12 protein-coding genes are annotated in these 15,747 nt (G+C 49.8%); 3 read left to right on the top strand and 9 right to left on the bottom strand.

Annotation, left to right across the window (positions count from 1 at the left end; all coding sequences use genetic code 11):
- Positions 1-5: 5 nt before the first annotated feature.
- The 4 genes from GS398_RS21225 to GS398_RS21210 all read right to left on the bottom strand — a co-directional run bounded on the left by GS398_RS21225 (position 6) and on the right by GS398_RS21210 (position 3,230).
- The gene (locus tag GS398_RS21225; protein WP_160908847.1) at positions 6-821 is read right to left on the bottom strand and encodes a glycosyltransferase family 2 protein; all 816 of its coding nucleotides are present in this window, start codon (positions 819-821) and stop codon (positions 6-8) included.
- Between the two features lie 166 nt (positions 822-987).
- Positions 988-1,521: a YceI family protein gene (locus tag GS398_RS21220; RefSeq protein WP_160908846.1), complete on the bottom strand. Its 534-nt coding sequence runs from the start codon at positions 1,519-1,521 to the stop codon at positions 988-990.
- 121 nt (positions 1,522-1,642) lie between these two features.
- On the bottom strand, positions 1,643-2,059 hold the full coding sequence (locus GS398_RS21215; protein WP_160908845.1) for an OsmC family protein: 417 nt from the start codon (positions 2,057-2,059) through the stop codon (positions 1,643-1,645).
- A gap of 1 nt (position 2,060) precedes the next feature.
- Positions 2,061-3,230 carry a trans-sulfuration enzyme family protein gene (locus GS398_RS21210; RefSeq protein WP_160908844.1) on the bottom strand — a complete coding sequence of 390 codons (1,170 nt, stop codon included), beginning with the start codon at positions 3,228-3,230 and terminating at the stop codon, positions 2,061-2,063.
- A gap of 80 nt (positions 3,231-3,310) precedes the next feature.
- Here GS398_RS21210 and leuS point away from each other — a divergent pair, with 80 nt between their 5' ends.
- Complete coding sequence (gene leuS / locus GS398_RS21205) at positions 3,311-6,118, top strand: leucine--tRNA ligase (protein ID WP_160908843.1); 2,808 nt, start codon at positions 3,311-3,313, stop codon at positions 6,116-6,118.
- A gap of 167 nt (positions 6,119-6,285) precedes the next feature.
- Positions 6,286-8,790, top strand: coding sequence for a TonB-dependent receptor (locus tag GS398_RS21200; protein ID WP_160908842.1), 2,505 nt, complete (start codon positions 6,286-6,288; stop codon positions 8,788-8,790).
- A gap of 77 nt (positions 8,791-8,867) precedes the next feature.
- On the opposite strand, the gene GS398_RS21195 is transcribed toward GS398_RS21200, so the two are convergent.
- Positions 8,868-10,493, bottom strand: coding sequence for an ABC transporter substrate-binding protein (locus GS398_RS21195; RefSeq protein WP_160908841.1), 1,626 nt, complete (start codon positions 10,491-10,493; stop codon positions 8,868-8,870).
- 85 nt (positions 10,494-10,578) lie between these two features.
- Here GS398_RS21195 and GS398_RS21190 point away from each other — a divergent pair, with 85 nt between their 5' ends.
- Positions 10,579-11,253, top strand: a complete 675-nt coding sequence (locus tag GS398_RS21190; RefSeq protein ID WP_160908840.1) for an HAD family hydrolase — start codon at positions 10,579-10,581, stop codon at positions 11,251-11,253.
- On the opposite strand, the gene GS398_RS21185 is transcribed toward GS398_RS21190, so the two are convergent.
- From GS398_RS21185 to GS398_RS21170, 4 genes are read right to left on the bottom strand one after another with little or no spacing between them, the layout of a single operon-like run.
- Positions 11,231-12,406, bottom strand: coding sequence for an MFS transporter (locus tag GS398_RS21185; RefSeq protein WP_160908839.1), 1,176 nt, complete (start codon positions 12,404-12,406; stop codon positions 11,231-11,233). The two genes, GS398_RS21190 and GS398_RS21185, sit on opposite strands and share 23 nt — an antisense overlap.
- Entirely contained in the window at positions 12,403-13,245 is an 843-nt protein-coding gene (locus GS398_RS21180) for an HAD-IIA family hydrolase (protein WP_160908838.1), read from the bottom strand. Before GS398_RS21180 ends, GS398_RS21185 begins: the two co-directional genes overlap by 4 nt.
- 5 nt (positions 13,246-13,250) lie before the next feature.
- Positions 13,251-14,291, bottom strand: a complete 1,041-nt coding sequence (locus GS398_RS21175) for a hypothetical protein (protein WP_160908837.1) — start codon at positions 14,289-14,291, stop codon at positions 13,251-13,253.
- A gap of 3 nt (positions 14,292-14,294) precedes the next feature.
- Positions 14,295-15,650: a glutamine synthetase family protein gene (locus tag GS398_RS21170; protein WP_160908836.1), complete on the bottom strand. Its 1,356-nt coding sequence runs from the start codon at positions 15,648-15,650 to the stop codon at positions 14,295-14,297.
- Positions 15,651-15,747: the final 97 nt, after the last annotated feature.

The raw sequence follows: 15,747 nt of genomic DNA, 5'->3' as shown, positions 1-15,747 counted from the left end.
CCCGCTTAGCGTTTAATAAGGTAGTAGATGTGGACGAGGTTATCTTCGAGGTAAACCCTGAAACCCTTGAACCTGAACCTCAGTAATACCGCAGTCCTTTCCCGTATCCCTTCAATAAACTTCAGCAGGTGCCGGCGCTGGTCGAGCTCTTTTTTTAAGGAAGGATGGCGCTGGCAAAGGATCCTGACCGAGTCGACCGATCGCAAGCGCGAGAGCAGGGACCTGCGCTTTGTCCACGGGTGACATACTTTTATTTCCGGCGCGAAATAAAGCGGTATATAGTGATTTCTAAGCGTCAGGTGAAAGTCAATATCTTCCAACGCCGGAATGGATAGTTCTTCGCAAAATCCCTGGATTCCCAGGAACAGGCTTCTCTTAATGATGAGGTTACCGGACCAGAGGTTATTCCCATGAAGATTAACCGGCGCTTCTTCATCGTAACGTCTTTTTTCCCGGTCGGTGTAGGTATACCCTTCTATTAATTGGATACTCGGGTGCTCGCAGATCACTTTCGCGATATTTGCAAGGTAATCCGGATCCGGGATACAGTGGTCATCTACAAAGGCAAGCCAGTCGCCATTTGAATGGATGGACCCATTATTCCTGTTGGCCGCAGGTCCGCAATGCGGGCCCCGGACCCATTTTACCGCCGGGAATCTCTTTTCAAGGCTGGTTTTTGTATGATCCTGCAACGCATCATCCGTTACGATCATTTCTACTGAGAAAGGGATATCGCCGTTGCCTTGCCTGTGAAGCGCATTCAGACACCGTAACAGCGCATCGGTATTGCCAGCCGTGGGAATAATAACACTGAGAAACATATATGAAATATATTTTCTCTAAAATTAATAAATGTTATTAATGATCAAAAATATAATTAAAAATGTTTCTTAAATTTCTTTCCCTGTCCTGGTCGCAGGCCAGCAGGTTTACAGTAACACAAAAAGCCCCGCATGTTATCATGCAGGGCCCGGAAATTAAGTATACTTACGCTTGTTTAGCGAACTGCACGTTAATTAATAGCTTAATGTCATCGCCTACTACGATCGCGCCCGCTTCGGTAATGCCGCTCCAAACTAACCCGAATTCCTTCCGGCTGATCTTTCCCGACACTTCGAAACCTGCTTTTAAGTTCCCGTAGAAGTCGGTGGCGGTACCGCCGTGCTCAACGTCGAGGGTCACCGGTTTGGTATTGCCATGGATGGTGAGATCCCCGGTCAGGCTGTACGTATCGTCACCTGTTTTAGTGAACGAGGTAGAAGCGAAATCAATGGTAGGAAAGCTGACGGCATCGAAGAAATCAGCCGATTTAAGATGCCCGTCGCGGTCTGCCTGGTTGGTATCGATGCTGTTCACGTCGATCGAGAAGCTGATCTTTGCATCGCTGAAATCTTCGTTTTCGGTTTCCAGGCTGCCTTCAAATACTTTGAACGTGCCGGTCACGGTCGAAATCACCAGGTGTTTTACTTTAAATTGTACTTCGGAGTGGGTTGGGTCCAATACCCATTTTGTAAGTGCCATATTGTTTTCTTTTTTCGTTTTCAGTTTACAACACAAAGATGAGACAATAGTTGTTTAAACATGTAATTAGATTGTAAACAATTTACTTGCTACGTGTTAAACCTCGATACGGCGTTAATGTTTAGTTAATCAGGAGACTATAGGTGATCTCTACACCGCCCGCTGCCAGCATATCGTGCACCGAGCAGTATTTTTTTACCGCAAGTTCTGCCGCTTTTTCGGCTTTGCCGGGATCGATCTCCCCGGAGAGGGAAAATACCATGTGAATATGTGTGAATATGGTAGGGACCTGCTCTCTTCTTTTGCCTTCTATAGCCACAGAGAAGTCGTGTATAACCTGCTTCTGTTTCTTCAAAATTGTCACCAGGTCTAATGAGCTGCAGGATCCCAGCGCCATCAGCACCAGCTCCATCGGCCTTGCGCCCAATCCAAGCCCGCCGATATCCGGTGACCCGTCGATGTTTATTTTTACGTTGGGTGCTACGCCTTCTCCCTCGAAATGCACGGCATCATTTACTCGTTTCAGCTCAACTTTCATGTTATTTTGATTGATCCAGTGCGCGGGTGATGTCGTCCAGGATGTCGTTAATATCTTCGAGACCCACGGAGATCCGGATGGTTCCCGGGTAAATGGCGATATGCGCTCTTTCTTCTTCCGAAAGTTTTGAATGCGTGGTAGAAGCAGGATGCGTGGCAATGGTACGGGCATCGCCCAGGTTAGAAGTAAGGAGGATCATATCCAGGGCATCCAGGAAACGGGTTGCCCGCTCATAACCGCCTTTAACAATAAAGGTTACGATACCACCGCCCTGTTTCATCTGTCTTTTGGCGAGCTCGTACTGCGGATGCGAAGGCAGGAAAGGATAACGTACCTGCTCTACTTCCGGGTGGCGTTCAAGCAGTTCGGCCACGCGCAGGGCGTTGCTGCAATGGCGGTCCATCCGTACAGGAAGTGTTTCGAGGCTTTTGGAAAAGATCCATGCATTGAACGCCGACATAGCCGGGCCGGTATGCCTGATAAAGAACATCATTTCTTTGATGAGCTCTTTTTTTCCAACCACGATGCCGCCCAATACGCGCCCCTGGCCATCCATATATTTGGTAGCGGAGTGGCTTACGATATCCACGCCGTATTTAATGGGCTTCTGCAGATAAGGGGTTGCAAAACAGTTATCCACATTTAAAATAATGTTCGGGTACTTGTTTTTAAACTTGCCGAGCCACTCCAGGTCTACCAGTTCCAAACCGGGGTTTGAAGGTGTTTCGAGGAATATCATGCGGGTTTCGGGACGGATGGCCGCTTGCCACTCTTCCGGATGAAGTGCGTCGACATAGGTGCTGGTGATCCCCCATCGCGGGAGCAATTGTGTTAATAACTGGTGTGTAGAGCCGAAAATAGAACGGCAGGACACTACGTGATCGCCACTTTTCAGCAATCCTGCGAAGGAAGCAAACACGGCTGCCATACCCGAAGAGAAAGCAAGCCCGTCTTCTGCGCCTTCCAGCTGGCATATCTTGTCGATGAATTCGGTGGTGTTTGGATTTGAGTAGCGCGAATAGATGTTCCCATCCTCTTCCTCTGCAAAAACAGCACGGCCCTGTTCTGCATCTTCGAAAATAAAGCTCGAAGTTAAATACAGCGGAACCGAGTGTTCGCGGTTATGCGAACGACCCGCTTGGGTGCGGATCAGTTTAGATTGTTCTTTCATTGCGCGGCAAACTTACGGAATATTTCTTTCTGCTCTCCGCATGGTTTTTCGTATTTTCGCACCTCACTTTAAGAAGCGGAATGGACTATCATTTTAGAGAAATAGAAGACAAATGGCAGCGGTTTTGGGCGGAAGATAATACGTACCGGGTTGAAAACACCACGGACAAGCCCAAATATTATGTGCTCGACATGTTCCCTTATCCTTCCGGGGCGGGGCTGCATGTGGGCCACCCGCTGGGTTACATTGCGTCTGATATTTTCTCGAGGTATAAGCGTTTGCGCGGTTTTAATGTGCTTCACCCAATGGGATATGATTCTTTTGGGCTTCCGGCCGAGCAGTATGCCATCCAAACAGGGCAGCACCCGGCCATTACCACCGAAACGAACATCAACAGATACCGTGAGCAACTGGATAATCTCGGCTTTTCCTTCGACTGGAGCCGCGAGGTGCGTACCAGCGATCCATCTTACTATAAATGGACGCAATGGATCTTCATGCAGCTGTTCAACTCGTGGTACAACCTCGAAACGGATAAAGCGGAACCCATCGATGCGCTGATCGCCAGGTTTAAAAGTGATGGCAACGGATCTGTAGGCGCTGTTTGCGATGATGACGTACCCGCCGTGTCGGCTGCAGACTGGGCTTCATTTTCGGAACGCCGGCAGCAGGAGCTGCTCTTAAAGTATCGCCTCACTTATCTTCGCGAAAGCAATGTGAACTGGTGTGCTGCATTGGGTACCGTGCTGGCTAACGACGAAGTAAAGGACGGTTTCTCGGAACGCGGCGGCTACCCGGTAGAGCAAAAGAAGATGATGCAATGGAGTATGCGCATCACTGCGTACTCGGAACGCCTGCTCCGGGGGCTCGACCACATCGACTGGCCCGACCCGCTGAAAGAAATGCAGCGTAACTGGATCGGCAAGAGCGTGGGCGCGATGGTGAAGTTTGCCGTAGAGCCGTCGGCCATCAGCCACCGGCCATCAGCGGACCTGTTTATCGAAGTATTTACAACTCGTGTAGACACGATTTTTGGGGTAACGTTCCTGGTGATCGCACCGGAACATGAACTTGTTAAAACGCTCACTACCGCCGGGCAAAAAGATGCGATCGAATCCTATATCAACCAGGCAAAAAAGAAATCGGAGCGCGACCGCATGGCGGATACAAAGACCGTTTCGGGCGCCTTTACCGGGAGTTACGCGGTCAATCCTTTTAATGGAGATAAAGTACCGGTGTGGATTGCGGATTATGTATTGGCCGGTTATGGAACAGGCGCAGTAATGGCGGTCCCTTCTGGCGACCAGCGCGATTACCTGTTCGCGAAACACTTTGAGCTGCCGATCGTCCCGATCATTGATATTCAGAACATTGAAACGGAAGCCGATCCGACGAAAGAGGGGCATTATATCAATTCGGGGCCGATCAATGGCCTTACCTATAAAGAAGCGATCCCGGTGCTTCACGCCAAATTGGCGGAGTTGGGTGCCGGGTATGCCAAGGTTAATTACCGCATGCGCGATGCGATCTTTGGTCGCCAGCGTTACTGGGGCGAGCCCGTGCCTGTTTACTTTAAAGACGGGTTACCTTACCTGATCGATGAAAAGGAGCTTCCGCTGTTGTTGCCGGAGATCGATAAATACTTGCCTACCGAAACCGGTGAACCGCCGCTCGGCAGGGCCGAAAACTGGAAATACCAGGATGCGTACGAGTACGAACTGAGCACCATGCCGGGCTGGGCGGGATCGAGCTGGTATTGGTACCGGTACATGGATGCAAAGAACGACGGTGAGTTTGCTTCGAAAGAGGCCGTTGCTTACTGGAAAGACGTAGACCTCTATATCGGCGGGTCTGAACATGCTACCGGTCACTTATTATACAGCCGTTTCTGGAATAAATTCCTGAAAGACCTTGGTTACGTAAACGAGGAAGAGCCGTTTAAGAAACTGATCAACCAGGGAATGATCCAGGGACGCTCGAATTTTGTTCACCGGCTGATCGACGAAGAAGGAAGAGGAACGAATACCTTCGTTTCCAACGGGTTAAAGGATACGTACGATACTTCGGCTATCCATGTGGATGTGAATATCGTGCAAAATGACGTGCTCGATCTTGAAAAATTCAAGGAATGGCGACCTGATTTCGGGAACGCGGAATTCATCCTCGAAAATGGCAAATACGTTTGCGGCGTAGAGGTCGAAAAAATGTCGAAACGCTATTATAACGTGGTGAATCCGGATGATGTGACAGCCCGTTACGGCGCCGATACTCTTCGCATGTACGAAATGTTCCTCGGCCCTTTAGAGCAAAGCAAACCTTGGAACACCAACGGTATCGAAGGGGTCTTTAAATTCCTTCGTAAATTCTGGAAATTGTTTCACAATGATAAACTGGAGTTTTCCGTATCGGATGAAGAACCTACGGGCGCAGAGCTGAAATCGCTGCACAAGATCATCCGCAAGGTAGAAGAAGACATCGAGCGCTTCTCATTCAATACCTCCGTGTCGAGCTTTATGATCTGTGTAAACGAATTAACGGAACTTAAGTGCAATAAGCGCAAGATCCTGCGGGACCTTGTAGTTACGCTTGCCGCTTATGCACCTCATATCACCGAGGAGCTGTGGACCTTACTCGGCAATGCGCCCGGCACCCTGTCCTACGCACAGTACCCTGCGTTTAACCCGGCATATCTCGTAGAGAATGAGTTCGCTTACCCGATCTCTGTAAATGGCAAGATGAAAATGAACCTCAACATTTCGCTGAGCCTCGACGAAACGGAGGTACGAAGCGTGGTTTTATCAAATCCTGATTTTCAGAAATACCTGGAAGGCAAAGAAGCACGGAAAGTGATCTTTGTGAAGGGCAAGATCGTAAATGTGGTAGTTTAGAGAACGGGGAACAGGAAACAGGCGGGTGCCGCCCCGCTTCTATTTCCTGTTTTCATTTCCCATTTCCCCCGTTCATCCCCCAAAAACTACCGTTCGTCGAGTTACAACTGCCGGCATGTAACAATTTCCGCTCTTTTCCGACTAATTCACAAAACACGACTAAAACAATGAAACGTTTACTTTTACTTATTGCCTTTATTTCAGTTGTTGCTTCTTCGCGTGCCCAGATGGGTGGCGGGGCGCCAACGGTAACCGGCAAGATCTCCGGAACCCTGATTGACTCGCTTACCAGGAAGCCGCTGGATTATGCTTCTATTACGCTTTATCGCGCTACGGGTAAGGTGCCGCTTACCGGTGTGGTAACCGACGAGAAGGGCGGATTTAAATTCAATAACCTAAACCCGGGCTCCTATAAGATTACCGTTACCTATATCGGTTATCCTACCAAAACCATTACGCCGGTAACTACTACGCCGGATAAACCCGACAATAACCTGGGAACTTTAGTGCTGGCGCCAAGTGCAAGCGCGTTAAAAGAGATCGCCGTTACCGGAACTGCCGCTATGATCGAGAATAAGGTCGACAAGATCGTTTATAATGCGGAAAAAGACGCCACCGTTTCGGGTGGTAATGCCGGCGACGTCCTTCGCAAAGTGCCTATGGTAGCGGTTGACCAGGATGGAAACGTTTCCCTTCGCGGGAGCCAGAACGTAAGGATCCTGATTAACGGCAGACCAAGCGGGGCCGTAGCAGCCAGCACAGCGGATGCCATGAAGATGTTCCCTGCCGACCAGATCAAGAGCGTGGAAGTGATCACCTCTCCGTCTGCGAAATATGATGCGGAAGGCACCGGCGGTATCATCAACATCATCACGAAGAAAAAGGACATTTCGGGTGTAAGCGGCTCCATCAGCGGAGGCGTAGGTACCCGCCAGAACAACGGGAACGCTAACCTGAATGTTAACCAGAACAGGCTTAGCCTTACCGGGAATTTCGGAACGCAGGTGGGCTGGCCGCAAACCAGCGAGATCTCTACGGGTACCAAAACTACTTCGGGAACGGTGATCGCCCAGCAGAATGGCACCAGCGAAACACAACGACACGCTTATATCGGCTCCGGAAATCTTGCGTATGATTTCAATGCCTCTAACAGCATTTCATCAGGCATCAGGTATAATACCACCCAGTTTTCTAATGATGGCTCGACTGTGAACACAGGCAACGTTGGTAATTTCACTCAAACCAACAATCAGACCGTTAAATTTGGCGGCTTTGACTGGAATGCAGATTTCACCCATAAATTTAAAAAGGAAGGCAGCGAGCTCACCTTTGCCGGCCAATGGAGCCATGGCATAAATACTACGGATCTTACGGCAAGCTATACCGCAAAAAATCCCAACCAGTCGACCAGGAACGATGGATTGAACGATGAGTTCACCGGGCAGATCGATTACGTGCTTCCGCTTAATAAGACCGTTAAGCTGGAGGCGGGTACCAAAGCAATTTCCCGCAAGATCAATAGCGACTACGATATTTACCGTCAGCTGACCGGCGACGTCTTTAAATTCGACAACGTGGCGTCAAACGATTACGATTATAGCCAGGACGTGTATTCAGGTTACGGCGTGCTGAGCATCCAGTTAAAACATATGGTCGGGCTGCAGATCGGTGGTCGTGTAGAGAATACGCAGATAGACGGCAACGCAAGCAGTGTGAGCGCAGGTTTACAGCCTTTCTCTAATTCATACACCAATTTCGTACCTAGCCTTGCCGTATCGAAGAGCGTGGGCAGCAATACTTTCCGGTTGAGCTATACAAAGCGTATCCAGCGTCCGAGCCTGCAGTATCTTAACCCGTTCCGTAATACCAGCAATCTCCAGTACCACATGATGGGTAACCCGGGGTTGTCGCCGGAAGTTTCTCAAAGTGCGGAGCTGAACTATTCTACGTTCATTAAAAGCACTATTATTAATGCCACCCTGTATTTCAGGCATACCAGCGACGCGATCGAAAGCTTCGTAACCCGCGAAGATTATACCTCTACAGATGCATCGGGCGCTTCGGTGATCATTCCTGTCAATCTCACCAGCTTCAGGAATATCGGTACCAGCAATTCGGTGGGCAGCAGCATTTTCGCACAGGTAAACCCCGTTAAGCCGTTAACACTGCGCGGCAACGTGAACCTGTTCACTTACACGCCAAAGGCGAGCTCATCCATTCAGTCGGCCGCTGTTTACGATAGCAAAACCTATATACAGTACAATATCTTCGCAAGCGGCTCTTATGCGTTCCCGAAAGGATTTATCGCGGAAACGTTCGCCATCATTAACGCACCGAGAAGAACGCTGCAGGGCAAGAACCCATCTTTCAACATGTGGGTACTTTCTATGAATAAAGAGATCCTTAAGAAAAAAGGCAAGATCGGGTTGAATGCGATCGATCCGTTTAACGAAGATAAAATTTTCGCTTCCGAGATCAATACAGGCAGCGTGATACAATCCAGCCGCTTTGCGTTACCGTTCCGTTCATTCGGCGTAAACTTCAGCTGGACTTTCGGCAAGATGAACTTCAATGCGCAGCCGAAGAAGAAACGCGGTGTAAATAACGACGACCTGAAACAGGATGGCGGCCAGCAGGGCGGCCAGGGTACAGGTACCGGTAGCCAGCGTTAAAGACTTGATTTTAGTTTAGTGTAGTTAAAGCCTTTCCGGGAAACCGGAGGGGTTTTTTTGTTTAAAAACGCAAAGAATTATTTCTTTTTTATTCGCTTTAGTATCAGCAGGTTTTCTGCGTTTACGCTGTAGCCGCTGATGTTGTTCTGGTAGAGGTTAAATAACTGGTCATAGAATAATACCACCACCGGCGCCTGGTCCATTACGATATTGTCCATTTTTCGGTATAGCCGGAACCGTTCCTCATCATTTGTTACAAAATAAGCTTTTTCAAAAAGCGCATCGAATTGCTTGTTTTTAAAGCTGGTGTAGTTGGGGCCAACGGGGACATAATTCTTTGAGTAGAATACCGAAAGATAGTTCTCGGCGTCCGGGTAATCCGCGATCCAGGAACCGCGGAAGAAGTTAACGCTGTTTTTCGCGATCAGGTCGCGCAGGCTGCTGGTCTGGTTTACTTCAACACGGCAGTTGATGCCGATCGCGGCCAGTTCACCCTGTACGAATTCGATCAGGTCTTTATAGGTGGTGCTGGTCTGGAGCAATACCGGGGGCATGTTCTTTCCGTTGGGGTAACCTGCCGCCGCCAACAGCTCGCGTGCCTTTTCGGGGTTGTAGGAATAACCGCTCACGCTATCAGCGTTAAAGCCGGGCATCCCTTTAGGGACAAACCCCGAATGCCCGGGCGACCCGATGCTGTTACGCAGGTACTTAACCAATTTCTTCTTGTCGATGGCGTAATTAATCGCCTTGCGGATGCGTATATCTTTTAAAGGCGAATTCTTTACGATAGAAAAACTTGTATCCACCAGCATACCCAGGTATTCGGTATTGAGAAAAGGATTGGTGATCATGCGGAACTTACCCGCATATTTTTTTGTCGGTCGGCCGGATTTAGTGAGCAGGTCGTCGCGGAAGCTCCCGTCAAGACTATTAAAAAAGTCGAGGTTATTTTTGAGAAACTCCATGAATGCTGTCTGTTTATCCGAAATAAAGGATGCTTTTACCGCGTCGAGGTAGGGGAGGCGGTTGCCATTCTTGTCTTTTTCCCAGTAATTTTCATTCTTTAGCAGCACCAGGATCTCGCCTTCTTTCCAATACTTAAACTTAAAGGGTCCGGTCCCAACGGGGTGGCTCCTCAAATCTTTGCCGTAATGGTCGGCTACCTCGTGCGGAACAACCGAACAATACTGGGCGGTCAGCATACTCAGGAAAGGAGGGAACGGGTTTCGCAGGTTCACAATGAAGGTAGAGTCGTTGGGGGCCGCAAAGGCTTCCTTACCGCTTACCTTGCCGTTAAAGATCCAGCCGCCGGAAGAGGCCACGAGCGGGTCGATGATCCTTCCAAAGCTGTAAACGAAGTCGGGCCCTGTTACCCTTCGGCCTTTGCCGTTCCTGAAAAGCGGATCGTCGTGAAAATACACATCCTTCCGGAGGTGAAAGGTATATCGTTTCCCATCGGGTGACAGCTCCCAGCTTTTAGCGATGGCCGGAACTGTTTTGAGGTCGTCGTCTACCTGTACCAGCCCGTTATAAAGCTGGTTATCCATCCATATAGCAAACTGGTTGCGCGCGAACGCGGGATCGAGCGAGGTAAGGCCCTGTTCGAGGTTGATGTTAAATACTTTCCTGCTATCTGGAGAAGGAGCGCTGCACCCTGCAAAAAAGAGAGCGGAAATAAACAAAAGTCCTGGCAAACGGTGCATACGCAAGTAATTAACGGGGTGTAAAATAATGATTTTGAACGAGAGCGGCGGGATAGTTCACGGTTAAACCTTTACCTTTACCGGCATGACAACTACGCCGCTAAGCAAAGCCTTTATATTCGACCTGAACGGGACCATGATCGACGACATGGGTTTTCACACCGATGCCTGGCATGGGATCCTGACCAAAGACCTGGGCGCCGATCTGACCAAAGAAGAGGTGAAATTGCAGATGTATGGTAAGAACGAGGAATTGCTCGTGCGCGTTTTTGGAGAAGGCAGGTTTACCAACGAAGAGATGGGAAAGATTTCTATGGAAAAAGAGCATCGTTACCAGGAAGCTTTCCGGCCGCACCTGAAACTGATCGACGGTCTCGGCACGTTCCTGGAGGAAGCCCATCGGCAGCTTATCCCGATGGCGATCGGCTCTGCCGCGATCACATTTAACGTCGATTTTATCCTGGATAACCTGGACCTGCGCCCGTTTATTCCCGTGGCGGTTAGCGCCAATGACGTGCAGATCAGCAAACCTCATCCCGAAACGTTCCTGAAAGCCGCGGAAATGCTCGGCATAGATCCCGAAAATTGTATCGTTTTTGAAGACAATCCAAAAGGCGTTGAAGCCGCTTTGCGTGCCGGGATGAATTCGGTAGTACTTACCACCATGCACGAAGAGCACGAATTCGGTGATTTGCCGAATATCCTGGCTTTCGTTAAAGACTACAACGATCCGTTCGTCAGGACGCTTTTGACTGAATAAGCGCTGCGCGCGAAGCCAGTATGGTGGTACAAAAGCCAAGCATCGCGATGAATCCATAAGAATAGCGAAGGTTTGAAAGCTCTGCAATGTACCCGATAACCGGCGGCCCCAGCAGGAACCCGAAAAAGCTGACCCCCGACACCGATGCCAGCGCTATACTTGGCGGAACGAGCTTTGACCTGCCCGCCGCGCTGTAAACCGTGGGGATAACAGACGATACGCCAAACCCGGTGATGAGAAAACCAATAGTGACCGGTACGATATACGGAAACAGGATGGAGATCCCCAGCCCGGAGGCGATGAGGACCCCGCTTGCCTGGATCATTTTGCGTTGCCCGAAGCGGTGAACAAGCCGGTCGCCGGCGAACCTTCCACCTGCCATGGTCGACATAAATGCGGCATAACCGAGCGTGATAAGAGCAGTTGGCGCCATCACTACTTTCTGGAAGTAGACGCCGCTCCAATCGAACATCGCCCCTTCGGCTGCCATGCAGCAAAAGCCGATCACTCCAAGTTGGAGCAATGAGCCGTCTGGTTTGGAGAAAAGCGGCCTTTTGGCAGCCGGCGCCGGTTTGCCTTTTAATAAGTACCGGGAGGCAGTTAGCACAATAACGAACACCAGCGCCGAAATAAAATAATAGTGCTGGTGAGGTGGGAGCTTCAGGGAGATCATTAACGTGCCTAACGCGGCGCCGGTAAAGCCTGCAAGGCTCCATCCGCCATGAAACGACGCCATCAGGGGACGTCCGAAAAGCTTCTCCACCGCAACTCCCTGCGTGTTAATAGAAATGTTTGCCATATTGCCTGCCACGCCGAAGAGGAACAGCGATGCGGTTAGGTACAAGGCAGTGGAGGAAAAACCGATATTGATCAATGCCAGCGAGTACAGCGGTACGGCGAACAGCATTACCTGCCTGCTGCCGAGCCGCGCAACCAGTTTTCCCGAAAAGGGGAGCGTACATAACTGGCCCGCAGGCAGCGCGAGTAAAACGCTTCCAAGCTCGCCTTCACTTAGTTTAAGCAGTAATTTAAGATCGGGGATGCGGCTGGCCCACGATGCAAAGCAAATTCCCTGGCAAAAAAAGAAACCGAATAAGGCGAACCGTATGGTGTTTTTCGAAATAGCGGATGTTGCGGGTATTTTTGTCGTCATATCGCTGCGGTATCACAAATATAAGTCGGAACGATGCCCGTTGTTTTGATCAGGGTTTCCGCTTCTTCCGGCTGCGTGTTCCCCGAGAGCACCAATACCGTGTCGAGCCCGAATTTGTTGCCGCCGAGAATATCGGTGTACAGGGTATCGCCAACCATCAGGATCTCTTTCTTGGTGATGGTACGTGTTTCGCGTATCTTGTCATATGCGAACATGAACATCTGCGAATCCGGTTTGCCGAAATGAATAAACTCTTTACCTGCAATGTTTTCTATCATCGAGGCGATGCCGCCAATGGCGATAGATACCTCGTTTTGCATCACCGGGTAAGCGTAATCGGTGTTGGCCACGATGGCGGGAATGGTACGCTTGCGAAGCAGGTTAAGGGTCTTATTAAGGTCGTAGTTCCAGTCGAAGCCTTCATCGTCCAGAAATAACAGCGCGTTTACCTGGTCGATATTCGTTTCGTCGATCTCCCGCACCGCCAGCGGATGCAGACCCATACTTTCGATATAATGGGCAGAATTCTCGGTGCCGAGGTAGGCTACGATCCCGTCGTGAACCTTCAGGTCGAGGTATTCTTTGGCAAGCATGCCGGAGGATATGATGCGTTCGTGATCAATGTGCAGTCCAAGACGCTGGTATGATTCGGCCAGCTGCATGGGGCTGCGCGACGCATCGTTGGTAACAATGTAATATTCCTTCTGCTGCTCTAGCATCCAAGTGAAAGTTTTCTCCACACCTGGCACCATTCCTTTATAGTTCTTAATAACGCCATAACCGTCAAAAAAAATGATCGGGTATTTTTCCAACACCGTTTTAAAGCAGGTAGTTTGCATAGTCATCAGGGTTTGAGTTTCAAGGCTTCTATCAGGGTTGCGGAATTAAAATCGGTATCGACGGAAGGAAGGTAAATATCGAACGCCTCGTTCCGGAGTTTCTTTGCGTATTGATCGTTAAAGAAGTAGCTGCCGTCCTTGATCACGTAGTTAAGGATAAAGAAACGGTAAGCCTCGCCAAGAAAACCGAGCTCGTCTGCACTAAGCGGGTTGATCTTATGGTACTCTTCCAGGAAGAGGATGAATCGCTCCTCCATCATGGGGGTAACGAGGTAACTAAATACGGTGCGGTCGCCGGCGTCAGATACCACGCGGCTAAAGAAGTAGAAGTCCATCATGCGGCTGCTCATGCGGAACCAATCATAATCCCACCTGGAGAAGAACTTCTGGTTGGCGGATACCGAGAAGTTACCGATGTTCCAGTCGATAAATACCGGGATGGTTTGGAACCCGCCTGCGTTGTATTTGAGCCGGTTTTTAAGGAACAGGTCGCAATGATGCCTGATGTATTCGCCCTGGGCGACCGTACCAAAACGCTGATGGTCTTTCTCTACCTGGTCGCGAAGCGCGATGATATCCGTGCGAAGCGTTTTCGAAGACTTAGGCAGCACGTTTTTAACGCGTGAGCAGGCCTTGTGGAACTTTGCAGTTTGCTGGCCCAGTTTGCGGATCTGGCTTTCGTCCAGCCTTCGCGGCAGCCGCTGCTGCACCCGGATGGGATTATAAAAAACCACCCAGGTATCCGTTTTGCCTCTTTTATATCGGAAAGTATAAACCCGGTTGTTTTTTAACAGCGATTTGGCAAGCAGGTTCTCAAACGGGTATAACAGGTTGTTAGACAGGGTGTGGATAATGCGGTGATCTTCGCGGAAGTGTTCATATTTGCCGAAATACGAGAGCTTCGCAATTACGATGTCGCCGTCGGTAAACGTAAGCCTGAACACGTGATTAGTAGAAACCTGCGCAGAAATGTCTTCGATCTTATGGATAGATTTGGAAGCGTCGTACCCTTCCCATGCTTTTTTTATGATATTGGAGTAATCCATGCGTTAAATAATCTCAAAATACCTCTTCATCTCCCAATCCGTTACTTCGCTGGAGAACTTCTTCCATTCCCATAGCCGGGTGCGTGTAAAATGGTCGGTGAATGTTTCGCCGAAGAGCTCTTTGGCGAGGGGAGAATGCTGCATCGCGGTAGCGGCCTCATACAGGTTGGCCGGCAGCCGTTCGTTACCGGCTTGCTGGTAGGCATTGCCGCGGGTAGCCGCAAGGGTGAGCGGCAATTTGTTTTTAATGCCGTATAAGCCGGAGGCAAGCGCGGCGGCGAGCGCCAGGTAAGGATTACTGTCGGAGCCAGGCACCCGCGTTTCCAGGCGGGTATAGGCAGGCGAGGGATTGATCACCCGGTGTGCGGCGGTGCGGTTTTCTACACCCCACGAGCAGGTAGTTGGAGCCCATGCGCCTTCTACCAACCGTTTATAACTGTTGATGGTGGGGGCGTACATCGGCATAATATAAGGTAAACAATGCAGCTGTCCTGCCAGGTAATGCTTAAAGATTTCGCTCATGCAAAGCGGATCACCGGCGTCATAAAAAAGATTCTCCGTTTGATCGCTGTTCCACAGGCTTTGGTGGATATGGCCGCTGCATCCCGGGAGGTTTACGTTCCACTTGGCCATAAAAGAGGCTACGATGCCATGTACGGAAGCAATTTCCTTAACGGCATTTTTAAATAATACGGCTTTATCGGCAGCGCGCAGCACCTCGTCATGTATAATGGCGCCTTCGTAAACACCAGGTCCTGTTTCGGTATGCAGCCCTTCCAGCGGGATACCGAAAGCCGCCAGCTGGTTAAATAGTCCCAGGTAAAAATCGCTGTGCTGCGAGGTACGTATGATCGAATACCCGAACATCCCGGGCGTAAGCGTTTCGAGGCGCGAAAATCCTTTTTCCTGTAATGACGCAGGTGTTTCCCTGAAATTGAACCACTCAAATTCCTGTGCGAATTCGGTATGATAACCCATCGATCCGGCATCCGCCGCGATCCGTTTCAGTAAACTGCGCGGGCAAACCTGCGCGTTAACAGCCGACCCGCTAAAATCTGCCAGGAAAAAAGGCATGTTTTCCTGCCAGGGAATGGTGCGGAAAGTATCGGGGTCGATCCGGCAGGGCTGATCGGGGTAGCCTGTGTGCCAGCCGGTTATCTTTACATCGTCGTATAATGCGTCACCGCTGTCCCAGCCGAACACCACGTCGCAAAAACCATAACCGGATTCCAATCCATCAAGGAACTTCTTTGGATGAATGATTTTCCCTCTCAGGATCCCGTCGATATCGGCGAAGGCGAATTTTATTTTATGAATATCATTTTCCTGCAGGTAACGTATGATCTGTTCTTTATCCATGACAAAGCGGTATAATCCACGCAATTTAAGCAGGATAATGCATAAACCCGGAACTTACCCGCGAATTAAGCCGAATAAAGACTGCCAGGGGCAGCTT

The organism is Hufsiella ginkgonis (genome assembly GCF_009834915.1).
Classification (GTDB): domain Bacteria; phylum Bacteroidota; class Bacteroidia; order Sphingobacteriales; family Sphingobacteriaceae; genus Hufsiella; species Hufsiella ginkgonis.
This window is presented reverse-complemented; position numbering and strand designations above follow the sequence as displayed.

Excerpts from the sequence above, each read along its gene's own strand:
- GS398_RS21175 (WP_160908837.1), bottom strand. The coding sequence starts at position 14,291 with ATGGATTACTCCAATATCATAAAAAAAGCATGGGAAGGGTACGACGCT.
- GS398_RS21215 (WP_160908845.1), bottom strand. The coding sequence starts at position 2,059 with ATGAAAGTTGAGCTGAAACGAGTAAATGATGCCGTGCATTTCGAGGGA.
- GS398_RS21225 (WP_160908847.1), bottom strand. The coding sequence starts at position 821 with ATGTTTCTCAGTGTTATTATTCCCACGGCTGGCAATACCGATGCGCTG.
- GS398_RS21180 (WP_160908838.1), bottom strand. The coding sequence starts at position 13,245 with ATGCAAACTACCTGCTTTAAAACGGTGTTGGAAAAATACCCGATCATT.
- GS398_RS21210 (WP_160908844.1), bottom strand. The coding sequence starts at position 3,230 with ATGAAAGAACAATCTAAACTGATCCGCACCCAAGCGGGTCGTTCGCAT.
- GS398_RS21185 (WP_160908839.1), bottom strand. The coding sequence starts at position 12,406 with ATGACGACAAAAATACCCGCAACATCCGCTATTTCGAAAAACACCATA.
- GS398_RS21200 (WP_160908842.1), top strand. The coding sequence starts at position 6,286 with ATGAAACGTTTACTTTTACTTATTGCCTTTATTTCAGTTGTTGCTTCT.
- GS398_RS21170 (WP_160908836.1), bottom strand. The coding sequence starts at position 15,650 with ATGGATAAAGAACAGATCATACGTTACCTGCAGGAAAATGATATTCAT.
- GS398_RS21190 (WP_160908840.1), top strand. The coding sequence starts at position 10,579 with ATGACAACTACGCCGCTAAGCAAAGCCTTTATATTCGACCTGAACGGG.
- GS398_RS21220 (WP_160908846.1), bottom strand. The coding sequence starts at position 1,521 with ATGGCACTTACAAAATGGGTATTGGACCCAACCCACTCCGAAGTACAA.
- GS398_RS21195 (WP_160908841.1), bottom strand. The coding sequence starts at position 10,493 with ATGCACCGTTTGCCAGGACTTTTGTTTATTTCCGCTCTCTTTTTTGCA.
- leuS (WP_160908843.1), top strand. The coding sequence starts at position 3,311 with ATGGACTATCATTTTAGAGAAATAGAAGACAAATGGCAGCGGTTTTGG.